A 14687-nucleotide genomic window follows, 5' to 3' on the forward strand; every position below is an offset into this window, starting at 1 on the left:
CTGTTTACCGGCAGCTTCGACGTTTGCAAAAATTGCCACGACTATTGAAATCGTTTTTTGGCCATCCGGATTTGGCTTATATCTCCGGGTAATGTTCGCTTACTTTATTTCGAATTAGTAGGTACAAACATGTCGACTTTATTGCCAGGCCATTTGTATCAAGCCTTTCAGGTAGTTCGGGTATCGGCCGTCATGTAAACGACTTGAGCTTGTGTCAGACTAAAGTTTCATGTCAGCCGTGCCGGGGAGAGTTCACCGTGAAACACCTTTTTCTCATCCGCCATGCCAAATCCAGCTGGGATAACGACAACCTCAGCGACAAGGACCGCCCGCTTAACCCACGAGGCGAGCAGCAGCTGGCACCGCTGGGGCGGGCACTGCTGCGTTACGGGGCCATGGCAGGAGAGATTCACGCAAGCCCTGCCCTGCGCGCCCAACAAACGTTGAAAGGCATCCTGCCTTCCTCGATTTCTGAAGCGCAGATTTACACCAACCCGGAACTCTATACCTTTGATTACCGGCGTCTATTACAGTGGCTGCAGAACTGCGACGATCAGTCGCAAACCCTGGCCATTGTCGGGCACAACCCGGCGCTGATGGAGCTGGCAGCCACCCTGGTGCCGCACGCACCGTTTGAACTCCCCACGGCCAGCTTTATCCACATACGGTTGCCAATCAAACACTGGCGCAAACTCGGCAACCGGGAGGGGCGGCTTGAAACCTTTCTGACCCCGGTGGATTTCAGTTTCGAGGCGTTCAATCGCAAGAATCAGAAACGGCATAAGAGCGCCGGCAAAGCGACGATCAAAGACACTCCGTCAGTGCTTTTGGGGCAGGCCGAGAGTCTTAACCAGTTACACAGGGGTGTGATGCTCGGCCTGGATGATGAATTTCTCCACCAGTATCGCATTGCCCTTCGTCGTAGCCGCGCCGTGGCCGAATCCCTGGCCGAGGTGACCGGAAACAAATCACTGAAGAGCCACATTTCCCACCTGAAACGACACGCCCAGGCCACGAGTAACCTGCGGGACCTGCACGTATTCAGCCAGGATCTGCCGCAGCTATGCAGTAACCAGCCAGAACTCCTGCGGGCACTGGAGCAATGGGTCTGCGCGCGGGTGGATAAGGAACAGAAAAAGCTGGCGAAACGGCTTGCAAGCAAGCGCTACCGGCAGAGTCTGCACAGCTGGGAAAACGAGCTGCAGTCACGGCAGTTCCGCAAACTCATCGACAAGCTCAGCACCGGGGATATTCAAAACAGCGTTGAACACAGGCTGCGAATGTTCAATCGGAAAACCGCAGAACTGCTGCACGACGCGCCAGACGAGGACATCCACAATCTGCGCAAGCTCCTGAAGCGCATCCGCTACCTGATGGAACTGGACATCGACAGCTGGAAATCCGCCCTCAAAACCCTTCGAAAGCGCCAGGATCTCTATGGCCGGTTCCAGGATCTGCATGTCCAGATTGAGCTGGTCAGCCGGTTTGCTTCAAACCACCCGGACGATCCAAACGGCGCGCTTCAGGCCCTGCTGGACTACCTGGCCGTCGAAAAGGACGACACCCGCAGACTGATTCTGTCCATCGGCGGGCTGAAGGCCGGTTGATGTCGAGCTGATGTCAAAGCACCCTTCTCAAATTCTGACCATACGAGCTTCCAAAAGCAGGTTCGGCCCCAATTTGGCCACTCTCACGCTATCCGGATTCAAACCGAGATCTTCCAGGGTATCCTGGATATCGCCCATGGCATCTTCCGAGGGTGCCGCCAGCAGCAACTCCTGCACCGACTCCAGAATCATCTTCACCGGCACGGTCATGAAATACACCGAGATCACCAGCATCATCACCGGGTCTGCGTAAACTGCCAGCTCTGACCACTGAGTTCTCTCCAGCATCCAGGCGGCGGCAAAACCGATCATCACGGCGGCACTCAGGGCGCTGTCCATCAGCCACTGTCGCTGCTCGGCCCTGACCAGGCCGGAGTCATTCTGAAAGCTGGACCAGCGCAGGTAAACCCACACCGCCAGGCAGCCCACTACGTTCACAGCACCAAACACCATGGCCATATCGGCAGCCACCGCACGCCCCCCCTGCAGCAGCGAGACCACCGCCGACGCCAGCGAAAACACACACACCAGGGCAATAACCAGGCCTTTCACCGCAATCACCAGCGGCTCCACCGCACCCAAACCAAACGGATAATCTTCGGTTGCCGGCCGACGCACCAGGCGAGCGGCATAGAGAGAAAGAAGGGACAGCGCCAGGCTGATCAGTGAATAGGCGCCATCGAAAAGAATGACCAGGGAATCAACCCAAAGCCCCCAGCCGATACCGACGACAGCAAACAAGCCCGCACCGGCCGCAGATAATGTCAGCGCCATATTTTCCCGCGCCAGAGAAGTAAACATTTTGACCTCCTGAGAATTGCCGGCCATATTATTGGCATCATCACGAAGGCGTGAGTCGCTGAGCGACGGAAAATCCGGCGCAACGAGATAAGCATGAAAACTTCCCAGATTAAAACCTTTCTATCCGTGGTCCGGAACGGCAGCGTTGCCGCGGCCGCCCGCGAGCTGAACCGCAGCCGGACGACGGTCAGCACCGTGCTGGCCTCACTAGAGGACGAGCTGGGGGTTGAATTGTTTGAACGCAGCGGCAACCAGCTGCATTTGACCTCCATCGGCCAGTCCATTCTCACCGATTGCCGGCGCTTCGATCAGGTCGCCGGCCAGATACAGGCCCGCTGCCAGCACCACCTGAGCGGTGCCGAATCGGTACTGCGCATCGCCCGGGACGATGCTATTCCCGAGGACGTGTGGCGAGACATCCTGCGCCGCCTGAAACAGCGGTTTCCGCAAACCAGCCTGTCGATTTATCTTGCCCCTCCTCGAGAACTGCCCTCTCTGGTCCGCAACCAGTCGGTGGATGTCGCCTACGGCCTGATGCCGGAATTGATGAATGAGGGCTACCAATGGTTCCGCGAGCTGGCGGACGTGCGCATGCTGACCGTCGCTGCGCCCGAGCATCCACTTAGCCAACTGAAACGGGTAACCCAGGATGATCTGATCAGCCAAACCGAAATCACCATTGCCTACATGCAGGATTCAGTGTTGGTGGCAGACTCACCGGAAACCGCCAACTACCTGGCGTTTACCCAGTACGAACTGATACGGGATGCAGTGATGGACGGCGCCGGCTGGGCGGACCTGCCGTTACCGTTAATTGCTGAGGCACTGCGGAAAGAACAACTGAAAACCATCCACCACCGCAGCGCGCGCTGGTGGAAGGTGTTCAGTGCCCTGGAGTCAGAACAAGCCCAGGGCGGCGCCGTGGTAGGCTGGCTGGCCAACGAACTGGAAGCCTATCTGGAGACGATGGCCTGAAGGCCTGATAGGTCAGAGTCTACTCCACCGACATGCCTGATTGGTATTGGTCACCTCTTCATGCAACAGGCTTTGTACTTTCTCCCGCTGCAACACGGGCAAGGCTCGTTGCGGCCGGGCTTGAGGCTACCCTCGCTCGTTTCTCCGGCCACGTAGTACCAGCAACCGTCTACCCGCGCAAAGTCTGAAACCTCCTCCAGATAGCCCCAACCGGTTCCAGCCCAGTAGACCGCACGGAAATGAACGCGCCCACGGGAGCCCTGCTCACTGGCATCCAGAATCTGTAACGATGCCCAGTCCGGAGAGTGTTCCAGCTCCAGCTCCCCGGGCCGGGTATCCGGATGCCAGGTGGCCAGCAGGTAGTCCGGATTGCGCAGCACGAACGCCGCATAGCGTGAGCGCATCAGCGCCTCAGGGGTGGGCGCCGGCTGCCCGAAATGCCAGGGTTGGCAGCATTCACGGTAGGCCTTGCCGCTGCAGCAGGGACAAGGGTCTGATGATGCAGTGACAGTCATGGTGGAAGGCTCTGAAAAGTTCGTTTGGGCGGCAGTCTATCAAGACAAGCCCGCGCTGTCCCCGTGGCTGTCAATCTGCCCACAGGCGCGCCCGAAACCCGCTGCGCCGCCACAGCAAAGCCAGCCAGAGCGCGTGCAGGTTGATCAGCAGCGCCAGCACCCACTCAAAGGCATCGTCTTTCTGGCTGTACCAGTCCGGTACCACCGCCGTCAGAATCACCGAGAGAATGCCTACTGCCAGCGTCAGCTGACAAAGACGTAACAAGCGCAGGCCGGAGGTGTACCACCTCGGATGATTCATCAGGCAGGCGCTGACCAGCAACTGGCACAGATAGGTGAATGAAAAATACAGAACAACGCCAATACGGCGAGTCAGGTTAAAACCGTCTCCCGCATGGCCCAGCGCCAGGGTATAAAAGGCGAGGGCAGCACAGGCAATCAAACCGAGCCATGGAATCCAGGCAACGCGCCGAGCCTGAACACCAAGCTGGCGCAACCAGAGACCGTTCAGCCACCAGAACAAAATCCCCAGCAGTGCTGCCGGCAGCATGGTCCCCTTAAAAATGAAATAAGCGGTACCGTGGCGACCGGTTCGGCTGATGCTGGTGCAGCTGTCCCAATACGGCACACACCACGACACATACCCTTCTATTACCGACACGGCAAAGGTCAGGTGGATCGTCAGCAAGGGAATCAGTGCCGCTGCAAACGCCAACCACCATAGTGGCAAAGATCGATGCCCCATACCGTTGCTCCTGAAACGTTTTATCTCTGACGAACACCATCCGAGGTCGTCAGGTAATCGTAGGTACAAGCCGAAGAATAGGACAGATTCCGGGTGCAGGCGACGGCCAAAAACGCCATACTCGGCAACACATTGGCTAAAAATCAAACGAAGACAAAAGTACCAATGAGATCCGGGATACCATCCATCAACCTACCCGCCCAACCGGAAAAACCGGTTCCGGACACCAGTACGTCCGCCGAGGGCCTGCAGGCCGTGCTCGACAATCTCGATGCCCTGGTTTATGTGTCTGACTTCGAGACCCACGAATTACTTTACATGAACGCCTACGGCCGCCGCATCTGGGGCAGCATAGACGGCCGCAAATGCTGGCAGGCGCTGCAAGACAGCGACGGCCCTTGCTCTTTCTGCACGAATGACCTGCTTGTCGCCGATGACGGCACCGCCAACGCACCTCATGTCTGGGAGTTCCAGAACCAGCTCGACCAACGCTGGTACCAGTGCCGGGACCAGGCTATTCAGTGGACCGATGGTCGGCTGGCGAGGCTGGAGATTGCAACCGACATAACTGAACGAAAGAACATGGAGCTGGCGTTACACGAAGCCCATGAGCGGGCTCGTGCCGCTGCTTTCGAGGATGAACTGACCAGGCTCAGGAATCGCCGGGCGTTCTTTGAGTTTGGCAATCAGCTACTCAGCCGCGCCCTGCGACAACAGTCCCCGATGGCACTGATCATGATGGACCTCGACCATTTCAAGCAAGTCAACGACACCCATGGTCACGAGGCGGGCGATGAGGTGCTTCGCAAGGTATCTTCAACGCTTGGGGAGAACATCCGCGACTATGACATCCTTGCCAGGATGGGCGGCGAAGAATTCGCACTCCTGCTCCCGGAAACCACGGAGCAGGAAGCTCTGGATACCGCTCACCGACTTCTGAGTGCGCTGACCAGCCTCACAGTAGGTTATCGGGGCTGCGCAATCCAGATCAGCGCCAGTTTCGGGATCACCAGTCTGGGGCGGCAAGACCAGCGCCTGGAAGACCTGCTACACAGAGCAGACCGGGCACTCTATCGCTCGAAAGAGCTTGGACGTTGTCAGGTCAACCTCGATGCACCGCTATAAGCCCTGATTGCCAACGTACCGGGCCCTATATTCCTCGATAAGCGCTGGCAATCTTCTGTTCACCGTCAGGTGCGAGAGCCGTTCCATAAAAGCTTCCCTGAAGGATTCTGAATTGCACGGTGAGCCTTTCGGAAACACAAAGAACAGCCCCTCCCTCGAAATCGGTGGGTCCAGTGCAATAAAATCGCCGGCAAGCCCGAGCTTCTGGAGTTTCACCTGCCCCTGAAGTTGCTCGTACAACACATAGTCAACTCGGCCCGCCCTCGCCATGAGGAATGACTGCTCTATCGTGCGCACCCCCTCGATCATCAGGTTTGCTTTTGCGTATTGATCGAAACGCTGACCAAAACTGTTGTTGATCAGGGTGCTGCCCCGCTTCATCAACAAGTCCGGCCAATGGCGATACTCAAAAGACCGGTCTTTTAGCACCCAGACGCTGGTGGATAAGTGAGTCATCGCAGGCAACACATAATCCATATAACCAATGCGCTCCGATGTCATAAAGGCGCCGGCCACGAGATCAAGATCACCCAGCTTTGCAAGATGCTGCACCCTGGCCCAGGAACCCTTGTCCCGAACCTCAACTTTAACTCCGAGCGGCTCTGTCAGCTCCCGCAAAAATGCTGGTATAGCGCCAACCAGCTCCCCGGGCGACCGGTCTGAACGCCAAAGCAGAGGTGGGTACTGAGGGTTACCACTGGCCAAGAGTGTGGTGCATACGAACCTTTCAGGCTCTCCGGCCGCGACCCCGTGATGGCTTACCGACACCATCATCAAGCAGGCAAGCACGAGCCTTGTCATGGCCCCACCAATCGTCACTTTGATTGACACACAGTCTCCTGATGCGAGAAAGCAGCCGCTGCAAACTGGTTGATAAAATGAACTAATTTGAGTGTATCACCGATCCTGCCGACCGGCAGGCTGAAAACTTGATATCTCTCAAACCCCGGTCAACTTCCTCAAACCCGTTTCGCCAATTCATGTCAGCCCTTCACAATTCATATGTTATAACATAACATTGTCAGCCCGGATTCGGCTTCTCTCGCCAGACCAAGAGGTTCCAGCGATGACACAACACCCTCATAACCTCGAACACTCCTTAAGTGTCCACGGGAAAAACGTACAGTGCCTTGCGGAAATACTCCGTGACAACGTTAACCTGGCCGTCTGGCAGAGACCCCGGAACAACCACTGGGCCGCATTCGTAAATGAATTCTGTAACCGCGCGGGGAACCTTGAGCGTTTCGTCAGCCTCGAACGTGGGCAAAGTGCGGCCACTGCATTGCCCGGGTGGGCTCTTGATATCGAAGGTTCCAACCACTGGATTGCCGATGTCGACGAGCTGGCAGAGATGTATCAGTGCCTGTTTGAGCCTGAAGCGATAGGTCTTCGCATACATGTTCTGGCTGACACTATGTGCCCCAGATTTCATGTGGATCGGGTACCGGTGCGGCTGCTTTGCACTTACCGCGGGCCGGGAACCGAGTGGCTACCAGACCCCCTCGTTACCCGCCCTGCTGGTGAAGGCCCTCTGCCAGAGCAAAGTGTTCCCTCAGATCGAATTCAAACCATACCCACTGCCGCCGTCGCCCTTCTGAAGGGCGAGGCATGGGAGGGCAATGAGGGCCGGGGACTGGTGCATCGTTCACCGCAGCCGAATGGAACGCCCCGCCTGGTCGTTGGGCTGGACTGGCTTTCTTCTTGACCATAAACGTAATGTTATAACATTTATATAGTGAGGATCATCTATGCAGTTTAACCGTCTTCAAGCCAGCATACTCTCCACATTGCTGGTGCCATTTGCGTCGGCCCAGGCCAATGAAATGAACCCAGACATCAGCGTGGTTCTGGATGGTTATTACAAACAGAACGCCACCGCGCTGTCCCACCGGGACGAAGGCTTTGGGCTCGGGCACACCGAGCTGTCTTTGTCTGCCCCAATTGATGATCTGTTCGCAGGCCGCCTGACCGCCGTCCTGGAAGAACATCACGGCGAAACCGAAGTGGCACTGGAAGAAGCCTACCTGCAGACCACCGGCATGCCCTGGAACCTGAGCATTCGGGGCGGCCGCTTCCTGTCCCAAGTTGGCTACCTGAACAGTCGCCACATGCATGAAGACAACTTTGTCGAGCGCCCCGCAGCCTATCGGGCTCTTCTGGGAAGCCACTACTTCGACGACGGCCTGCGGGTCAACCTGCTGATGCCCACACCGTTTTTCTGGCAGATCGGGGCGGAAGCTTTCAACGGCAATCGCCTGACGGAAGGTGACGAAGACATTGGTGTGTACACCGTCAACACTCGTTTCGGTGGCGACATCGGCGTGTCACAAAGCTGGCAGGCCGGGCTGTCCTATCTGAACAACCGCCAGGTTCATGGTGACCATGACGGCGATCATGACCATGATCATGACCACGGTGATCACGACCACAGCCATGCCGCCCCCTACACCGGCGAGAACCTCTATATCGCCGACCTGGTCTGGAAATGGTCGCCTGATGGCAACACCCGCCAGCAACAGCTGACGCTCAGCGGCGAATACCTGTACGCGGACGAACTGAACGAACATGCCCGCTCCTCAGATTACCACCAGGGCTGGTATACCTCCGCTGTCTACCGCTTTACCCCCCAGTGGTCTGTCGGTGCCCGCTATGGCCGGGTGGATCTCAAGGAAGCCCACGGTGACCACTTCCACGATCAGCAACTGAAAGAAACCGACGTGATGTTGGCCTGGTCCCGGTCCCACTTCTCGACTCTGCGTCTGCAGTACACGCACCAGAGTGCTCACGGTTTCGATGACGCGGACAACACCGTCACCCTGCAGTACGTGATGACCTTCGGAGCTCATGGTGCCCATGATTTCTAAGCCCAACCGCCTGGCATGGGTGTTTGGCTGGCTGCTGGCGTTTGCCAGCGTGCCGGCCAGCGCCAGTCTGAATGTGTTCGCCTGCGAACCAGAGTGGGCCAGCCTGGTCTCGGCGTTGCTGCCGGATGCAACCATCACCACGGCGACCACCGCCTGGCAAGACCCGCACTACATTGAGGCCAGACCCAGCCTGATTGCCGCCATGCGTAAAGCCGACCTGGCCGTGTGCACGGGTGCGTCGCTGGAAGCCGGCTGGCTGCCTTCGCTGATCTCAAGGGCGGCCAATCGCAAGATCCAGCCCGGCAGCGAGGGGCTGTTCTTTGCCGCCGACCATGCTCCTCTGCATCAGAGTCATGAGCACGTTGACCGCAGCATGGGGGACGTCCATCCAGAGGGCGACCCGCACCTGCATCTGTCTCCGGACGCCATCCCCCTGGTTGCCGATGCCCTCGCCGAACGACTGGCTGCCCTGGTCCCCGATCAGCAAGCGCAGATTCAAATGAGGTACATTCGGTGGCGGGGAGAGTGGAACCAGCAACGCCAGTCCTGGCGTTCTGCCGCCCGGCAACTGGCCGGGACCGGTGTGGTTACCCAGCACTCCACCTTCGATTATCTGCTGCGTTGGCTGGGCATCGAGGTCATTGCCGACCTGGAGCCAAAACCCGGCTTACCACCCGGCAGCGCGCACCTGCGGAACGTACTGGCCACCCCGGACCTGGCTCGTGCCAGCGTGATTATCGTCGCCTCCTATCAGGATGATCGTCCGGCCCGGTGGTTATCCTCACAATCCGGCGTACCGGCGATAGTGCTACCTGGCACCGTCACCGGCCAACCGGGTGAAGAGACTCTGGAGCAGGTTATCAACCTGATCGTCGACACACTGTTGAATCATCAGGAGCCAACGAATGTGGAATGAGTGGGGCTGGATGTGGCCGGCACTCACCGCCAGCGCGCTGACTGCAATCGCCCTGGTGCCTCTGGGCAACCGGGTACTTGAGCGGGGTATGGTATTTGCGGATCTGGCGATCGCCCAGTGGGCGGCGCTCGGCATTTTGCTGGTCGGCACTTTGTTCCCCGCCGGTGGCCCTGCCCTGAGCCTTTCCGGGAGCCTGACCCTGGCCCTGCTGGCCGTTGCCATGGTCAGCCTGGTGTTGCGGTATCTGACCCGGCATCGTGAAGCCATGATTGGCCTGCTCTACGCACTGGGCGCGTGCCTGGCCACCTTGCTGGTAAGCCAGGACCCCCACGGCGCACAGCGGCTTGCCCATACCCTGAACGGAGATCTGCTCTGGACCACACCCACGGTGCTGGCCCCGATGGTGCTGCTGGCACTGGCCGTGCTTGTCTGGCAATACGTCCTGCCGCAGAGTTACAGGGGCTGGCTGTTCCTGCCAATGTTCGCTATCGCCATCACACTGACGGTCGACCTGGCCGGCATCTATGTGGTGTTCACCTCATTGATTGCCGCCCCACTGCTACTGATACACCTGCGTGGCACCAGCATTGTCTTCGCCATACTGACGTGCCTGGCGGGCCACAGTCTGGGGCTTCTGATCTCGGCCTGGCAGGATCTGCCAGCCGGGCCAACCGTGGTTATCGCTGCCATGGCCACCTGTGCCAGTGCGGCGGTGCTGGCGCGCAAACCCATCAACCGGGACGCTTGGTAACCGCCATCGTCAGCCTGGAAATGCAGGTCAGCTTGCCTTGCTCGTTCTCCAGGCGGATTTCCCAGACTTGAGTGGTGCTGCCAATGTGCTGGGCGCGGGCGGTGCCGTATACCCAACCTCCGGTCACAGGCCGGATGTGGTTGGCGTTAATGTCCAGACCAACCGCCACCGTGCCCTTGTCCTTCAGGCAGCAATTGGCGGCCATGCTGCCCAGCGTTTCTGCCAGCAACACGGAAGATCCACCGTGCAGGATGCCGAACGGTTGCACGGTGCGCTGGTCCACCGGCATGCGGCCTTTCACGTAGTCGTCACCAATTTCGAGGTATTCAATACCCATGTGGCTGACGGCGGTGTTTTTACTTGCCTCAGCCATGTGTTCCAGGTTCGGGTTTACTGTCCAGATCGCCATATGCGGAATTCTCCAGATTGAACTTTGGTCTGTTATAACTGTCAGCAATGAGTCTATACAGGTAGGATGCTCATAACCATGCCTTTATAGAGCATTTTGGTAACCTAACCAATCAGACTAAAAGAGAGGGACCTGAGATGAAAAAAACCGGTGTGATTGCCGCCGCCATACTTGCCACATCGTTTGCCATGCCCGCAGCGGCTCAACTGAGTGTGGAAGACCAGATCGAAGCACGCCAGGCTGGCTACCAGTTCATGGCCTGGAACATGGGTAAGATCAAAGCCCAGGCGGTTGATGGCGATGTGGAATTCAATGCAGACCAGATGAAAGCGGCAGCCAATGCCATTGCCGCCATTGCCAACTCCGGCATGGGCGCTCTCTACAGCCCGGATTCCGCCATGGACAAGGCAGAGAATACTCGCCTGAAGCCTGAGTTTTTCCAGCAAACGGACAAAGTCCGGGAAGTCGGCACCAACTTTGTTCGTGAAGCCAACAAACTGCAGGAAGTGGCTGCCACTGGTGACCGTGGTGCATTGGCACGCCAGTTCAGTGCTGTCGGGCAAACCTGCAAGGCCTGCCACGACAACTTCCGCGCCGACTAATCAGCGCAGTTAACCTACCAGCCCAGATCCTGGGGTGCAGGTGCGGGTGCCGGCGGTGGTGATACAAGCTCACCGCTGGCCGCCCACACCACCGCCAGTGCAAGCACCAGAGACACCACGAATGCCATCGCACCCCCGCCTTTAGCATCTTCGGCGCGCCCTTGTGAGACCACTTTCCTGCCGGTGATCATCGGTTTCACCAGATTGTCTTTCTTGACGTGGGTGTAGAACATCACCGCTGCCACATGCAGGGCCACCAGGCCGTACAGATACCATTCGGTTTGCCGGTGCCAGCCACTCAAGGTGCCGCTTAGATCTGACGACACCAGCGGGTACAGAGGGCCGTATAAGGCAATTTCGTCATTGGCGAACAACCCAGTCACGGCCTGAAAACCGAACAGGCCGATCAGGGCCAGAACCGATAAAGCACCCAGCGGGTTGTGGCCCACGCCCTGCCACCGGCCTTTGAGATAGGCCATGATAGCGCCGGGGCCGCGTACAAAACGGGTAAACCTGGCGTAACTGGAACCCAGAAAGCCCCAGGCGATACGAAACGCCAGCAAGCCCACAACCAGCAAGCCAAATCGCTCATGCCACGCCATCCAGCTGCCACCGAGCTTGGTGGTCACGATGGCGCCAATCACCGCCAACACCAACAACCAGTGAAACAGCCTGACCGGTAGATCCCATAATCGAATAGTGGTCATCTTCATTCCCTTGCGTCACTCACGGATTGGCGACATAGACCATCATAAGCTTACTAAGTTCCTTGCAACCATCAGTAGACCCTGACCAACTCCTGCTTCTGCCACCCCAGCCGCCCGGTTTCGACAACCTGACGCCGAATGCCCGGTACTGGCCGCACCATGAACAGGTCGCCATTACGGCCAACCATGGCCCTGGGCACGCCTGCGCCTTTCGCAAGGTCGGCATGTACGTCCATGTGTTCAGCCTCGCCATGAACTGGAATGGCAATGCGGGGCTGAACCCAGCGATACATCGCCTTGAGTTCATCCTGTGCCGGGTGGCCTGAGGCATGAATGGGTGCACCGGCGTCTTCGGCGGTAATGACAATCACCCCCAGTTTGCGCAGCTGGCTGATCAGCGCCTCGATGGCTTCTTCATTGCCGGGTATTGCACGGGCACTGAAAATCACCGTGTCACCGGCTTCCAGCTCAAAATCCGGGTGGCTGCCCTGGGCAAGGCGCCGCAACGCGGTTCGAGGTTCTCCCTGGCTACCGGTGGCCACACCCAGCACCTCATGGCGCGGCAGGTAACCCAGGTGTGCGGGGCTGATCAGTTTGTCTGAGCCCGGCCAAAGCCCCGTAGCCTTGGCCGCACCACTCATGTTTACCAACGAGCGGCCCAGCAATCCCATGTAGCGGCCTGTTTCCCGGGCAATACTGGCCAGCGTGTGCAGGCGCGCAATATTGCTGCCAAAGCAGGTGACAATCACCCGCCCCTCGGCCACCGCAATCAGGTCCCGCAGGCCTTCGTGCAGCGCCGCCTCGGACACCGAGTGGCCCTGCACGGTGGCGTTGGTGGAATCACAGACCATGGCGGCCACACCTTCTTCCGCCAGATCGGTAAACGTGGATGTGGTGTAACCGTGACCAACCAACGGATTATCATCCAGCTTCCAGTCACCGCTGTGGAAAATGTTGCCAATCCGGGTGCGGATCATCAGGGCATTGGGGTCGGGAATCGAGTGGGTGAGTGCCAGCCACTGCACATTAAACGGGCCGATCTGCCGGCGCTCTCCGGTGTCCACCTCGATGATCGGTACCCGATGCAACAGATCAAACTCCGCCAGCTTTCGGCGCAGGATTTCAGCGGTAAATCGGCTGGTGTAGACGGGGCACTGCAGCAGTGGCCAGAGATAGGGCACGGCGCCGATGTGATCTTCGTGGGCATGGGTAATGATCAACCCCGCCAGTTTGTCCCGCCGGTCGGCGATAAACGCCGGGTCTGCCATCTGCACCGGTGGCTCACCACGATGGTGCACGGTGCCATCGGCCGCGATACGGCCCCGCTTGGGGAAGGTCACCCCACAGTCCACCATCAACCACTGGCCATCGTGACCATAGAGATTGAGGTTCATACCAATTTCACCCGTGCCACCGAGGGGCAAAAACCATAAATCGTTGTGGTCAGGGGTCATTGAGCGGGCTGTTCCAGGTACTTCAACACAAAATTCTCCTTAATGCCCTCACGCTCAATCAGCTTCAGGGCAGCACGAATGTCGTCGGCGTACTTCAGGGCCGGCGATTTATCCGACACCGCAATCCAGGAACGTTCGCCCGGCACAAAAAACGGAGATACCTGCGCCGGGAGTTGCAATCGCCGGATGGTGTACAGGCCCACAAGTTCCGGAGCGATCACCACATCCACCCGGCCTTTTTCCATCATCAGCATCAGGTTCTCGTAGTGCGGTGCCGATTTTTTGATCAGATCCCTGTCGCGATCAAACCGGCTGAAGTAGGTGGCGCCATCCAGGACGCCAACCGTTCGTCCGTATAGATCGCTGTAGCGGGTGATCCTGTGCTCGGCGTCCAGATAGAAGAAAAGACGCCGCTCCGGCGGGAAAGCGGGGGCAACGAAGGTCATGTAGTCCTCGCGACCGTCGGTTCTCAGCGGCCCCAGCATCACGTCCACTTCCCCTTTTTGCAGCATCAGCAGAACACGCCGGAACGGCGCTTCCCGGTACTGCACCTGCCAGCCAAGGCGATCGGCAATTTCCTCGAAAATCTCGAGATAAAGGCCACCTTTATGACCGGCTTCCAGTATTCGGTAGGGCGGAGAATGGTTCACCCCGACGGTCACCGTGAGTGGTTCGACGGTTTCCGTGCCCTGTTGCGCCTGTGCTGACAAGGAGAACGCCAGCAGTAAAGATGCCAGCCACAGCGGTGTGTTTCTCACGTCCATTTCGGCCTCAATCCATGGTCAAATGAGTGTAAAACGATGACAGTATAGTAGGCCGCAGCATCCATAACCTACCTGTAACCGTAATCCCTGTTGAAATATCGCCATCCCGTCACAAGGTCTCGGGGTAAGGCACATCAAACTCGTTTCTGAACTCCGACACAAGGATCGACCACTATGAAGATACTGATGGTACTGACTTCCCATGACCAAATGGGCGATACCGGCCACAAGACAGGCTTCTGGCTGGAAGAGTTCACGTCACCGTTTTACGTCTTCAAGGACGCAGGCGCCGACATTACCCTCGCGTCCCCTAAAGGCGGTCAGCCGCCGGTAGACCCCAACAGTGAAGCCGAAGACGCCCTCACTGAATCCACCCGCCGCTTCATGGACGACACTCACGCCCGTGAAATGCTCGCCAGCACGAAAAAACTGGCGGATGTGGACATGAACCA

At 58.1% G+C, this 14687-nt stretch carries 16 protein-coding genes and 1 pseudogene; 9 read left to right on the plus strand and 8 right to left on the minus strand.

The window, feature by feature from the left end; genetic code table 11:
- Positions 1–257 precede the first annotated feature (257 nt).
- Entirely contained in the window at positions 258–1607 is a 1350-nt protein-coding gene (locus tag J122_RS06030; protein WP_061331179.1) for a CHAD domain-containing protein, read from the plus strand.
- A 27-nt stretch (positions 1608–1634) separates the two neighbouring features.
- On the opposite strand, the gene J122_RS06035 is transcribed toward J122_RS06030, so the two are convergent.
- Positions 1635–2408, minus strand: coding sequence for a cation diffusion facilitator family transporter (locus J122_RS06035; RefSeq protein ID WP_082780505.1), 774 nt, complete (start codon positions 2406–2408; stop codon positions 1635–1637).
- Between the two features lie 93 nt (positions 2409–2501).
- On the opposite strand from J122_RS06035, the gene J122_RS06040 reads away from it, so the two are divergent.
- Entirely contained in the window at positions 2502–3383 is an 882-nt protein-coding gene (locus J122_RS06040) for a LysR family transcriptional regulator (RefSeq protein ID WP_061331180.1), read from the plus strand.
- Between the two features lie 50 nt (positions 3384–3433).
- On the opposite strand, the gene J122_RS06045 is transcribed toward J122_RS06040, so the two are convergent.
- Together J122_RS06045 and J122_RS06050 are read right to left on the minus strand one after the other, a co-directional pair.
- Positions 3434–3898 carry a YchJ family protein gene (locus J122_RS06045; protein ID WP_156471718.1) on the minus strand — a complete coding sequence of 155 codons (465 nt, stop codon included), beginning with the start codon at positions 3896–3898 and terminating at the stop codon, positions 3434–3436.
- A gap of 70 nt (positions 3899–3968) precedes the next feature.
- Entirely contained in the window at positions 3969–4643 is a 675-nt protein-coding gene (locus J122_RS06050) for a hypothetical protein (protein ID WP_061331182.1), read from the minus strand.
- Between the two features lie 165 nt (positions 4644–4808).
- Between J122_RS06050 and J122_RS06055 the strand changes: the two genes are divergently transcribed.
- The gene (locus tag J122_RS06055) at positions 4809–5768 is read left to right on the plus strand and encodes a GGDEF domain-containing protein (RefSeq protein ID WP_061331183.1); all 960 of its coding nucleotides are present in this window, start codon (positions 4809–4811) and stop codon (positions 5766–5768) included.
- Here the strand turns inward: J122_RS06055 and J122_RS06060 are convergent.
- A complete protein-coding gene (locus J122_RS06060; protein ID WP_227510082.1) occupies positions 5763–6599 on the minus strand; it encodes a substrate-binding periplasmic protein in 837 nt (278 codons plus the stop codon). The two genes, J122_RS06055 and J122_RS06060, sit on opposite strands and share 6 nt — an antisense overlap.
- A 235-nt stretch (positions 6600–6834) precedes the next feature.
- On the opposite strand from J122_RS06060, the gene J122_RS20115 reads away from it, so the two are divergent.
- Genes J122_RS20115 through J122_RS06080 form a run of 4 tightly spaced genes read left to right on the plus strand, consistent with a single transcriptional unit; the run spans position 6835 to position 10299 of the window.
- Positions 6835–7473 (plus strand): DUF1826 domain-containing protein, encoded by a 639-nt coding sequence (locus tag J122_RS20115; protein ID WP_082780506.1) that lies wholly within the window; start codon positions 6835–6837, stop codon positions 7471–7473.
- 43 nt (positions 7474–7516) lie between these two features.
- Positions 7517–8632, plus strand: a complete 1116-nt coding sequence (locus J122_RS06070) for a hypothetical protein (protein WP_061331185.1) — start codon at positions 7517–7519, stop codon at positions 8630–8632.
- Positions 8622–9548, plus strand: a complete 927-nt coding sequence (locus tag J122_RS06075) for a metal ABC transporter solute-binding protein, Zn/Mn family (RefSeq protein WP_061331423.1) — start codon at positions 8622–8624, stop codon at positions 9546–9548. Before J122_RS06070 ends, J122_RS06075 begins: the two co-directional genes overlap by 11 nt.
- Positions 9538–10299, plus strand: coding sequence for a hypothetical protein (locus J122_RS06080; RefSeq protein WP_061331186.1), 762 nt, complete (start codon positions 9538–9540; stop codon positions 10297–10299). The genes J122_RS06075 and J122_RS06080 overlap by 11 nt, the downstream gene beginning before the upstream one ends.
- On the opposite strand, the gene J122_RS06085 is transcribed toward J122_RS06080, so the two are convergent.
- Entirely contained in the window at positions 10280–10708 is a 429-nt protein-coding gene (locus tag J122_RS06085) for a hotdog fold thioesterase (protein ID WP_061331187.1), read from the minus strand. The two genes, J122_RS06080 and J122_RS06085, sit on opposite strands and share 20 nt — an antisense overlap.
- Before the next feature lie 137 nt (positions 10709–10845).
- Here J122_RS06085 and J122_RS06090 point away from each other — a divergent pair, with 137 nt between their 5' ends.
- Positions 10846–11310 carry a c-type cytochrome gene (locus J122_RS06090; protein ID WP_061331188.1) on the plus strand — a complete coding sequence of 155 codons (465 nt, stop codon included), beginning with the start codon at positions 10846–10848 and terminating at the stop codon, positions 11308–11310.
- A 14-nt stretch (positions 11311–11324) separates the two neighbouring features.
- Here J122_RS06090 and J122_RS06095 read toward each other — a convergent pair whose 3' ends face one another.
- The 3 genes from J122_RS06095 to J122_RS06105 form a co-directional block, all read right to left on the minus strand.
- Positions 11325–12017: a cytochrome b/b6 domain-containing protein gene (locus J122_RS06095; RefSeq protein ID WP_061331189.1), complete on the minus strand. Its 693-nt coding sequence runs from the start codon at positions 12015–12017 to the stop codon at positions 11325–11327.
- A gap of 71 nt (positions 12018–12088) precedes the next feature.
- Complete coding sequence (locus tag J122_RS06100; RefSeq protein ID WP_061331190.1) at positions 12089–13471, minus strand: ribonuclease J; 1383 nt, start codon at positions 13469–13471, stop codon at positions 12089–12091.
- A complete protein-coding gene (locus tag J122_RS06105; RefSeq protein WP_061331191.1) occupies positions 13468–14235 on the minus strand; it encodes a substrate-binding periplasmic protein in 768 nt (255 codons plus the stop codon). Before J122_RS06105 ends, J122_RS06100 begins: the two co-directional genes overlap by 4 nt.
- 174 nt (positions 14236–14409) lie before the next feature.
- Here J122_RS06105 and J122_RS22635 point away from each other — a divergent pair.
- Positions 14410–14687: pseudogene (locus J122_RS22635) on the plus strand (type 1 glutamine amidotransferase domain-containing protein); the annotation flags it as partial.

The sequence above is a fragment of the Marinobacter excellens LAMA 842 genome (genome assembly GCF_001574445.1).
GTDB classification, from domain to species: domain Bacteria; phylum Pseudomonadota; class Gammaproteobacteria; order Pseudomonadales; family Oleiphilaceae; genus Marinobacter; species Marinobacter shengliensis.

Excerpts from the sequence above, each read along its gene's own strand:
- J122_RS06105 (WP_061331191.1), bottom strand. The coding sequence starts at position 14,235 with ATGGACGTGAGAAACACACCGCTGTGGCTGGCATCTTTACTGCTGGCG.
- J122_RS06055 (WP_061331183.1), top strand. The coding sequence starts at position 4,809 with ATGAGATCCGGGATACCATCCATCAACCTACCCGCCCAACCGGAAAAA.
- J122_RS06100 (WP_061331190.1), bottom strand. The coding sequence starts at position 13,471 with ATGACCCCTGACCACAACGATTTATGGTTTTTGCCCCTCGGTGGCACG.
- J122_RS06045 (WP_156471718.1), bottom strand. The coding sequence starts at position 3,898 with ATGACTGTCACTGCATCATCAGACCCTTGTCCCTGCTGCAGCGGCAAG.
- J122_RS06050 (WP_061331182.1), bottom strand. The coding sequence starts at position 4,643 with ATGGGGCATCGATCTTTGCCACTATGGTGGTTGGCGTTTGCAGCGGCA.
- J122_RS06035 (WP_082780505.1), bottom strand. The coding sequence starts at position 2,408 with ATGTTTACTTCTCTGGCGCGGGAAAATATGGCGCTGACATTATCTGCG.
- J122_RS06040 (WP_061331180.1), top strand. The coding sequence starts at position 2,502 with ATGAAAACTTCCCAGATTAAAACCTTTCTATCCGTGGTCCGGAACGGC.
- J122_RS20115 (WP_082780506.1), top strand. The coding sequence starts at position 6,835 with ATGACACAACACCCTCATAACCTCGAACACTCCTTAAGTGTCCACGGG.
- J122_RS06075 (WP_061331423.1), top strand. The coding sequence starts at position 8,622 with ATGATTTCTAAGCCCAACCGCCTGGCATGGGTGTTTGGCTGGCTGCTG.
- J122_RS06080 (WP_061331186.1), top strand. The coding sequence starts at position 9,538 with ATGTGGAATGAGTGGGGCTGGATGTGGCCGGCACTCACCGCCAGCGCG.
- J122_RS06085 (WP_061331187.1), bottom strand. The coding sequence starts at position 10,708 with ATGGCGATCTGGACAGTAAACCCGAACCTGGAACACATGGCTGAGGCA.
- J122_RS06095 (WP_061331189.1), bottom strand. The coding sequence starts at position 12,017 with ATGACCACTATTCGATTATGGGATCTACCGGTCAGGCTGTTTCACTGG.
- J122_RS06090 (WP_061331188.1), top strand. The coding sequence starts at position 10,846 with ATGAAAAAAACCGGTGTGATTGCCGCCGCCATACTTGCCACATCGTTT.
- J122_RS06070 (WP_061331185.1), top strand. The coding sequence starts at position 7,517 with ATGCAGTTTAACCGTCTTCAAGCCAGCATACTCTCCACATTGCTGGTG.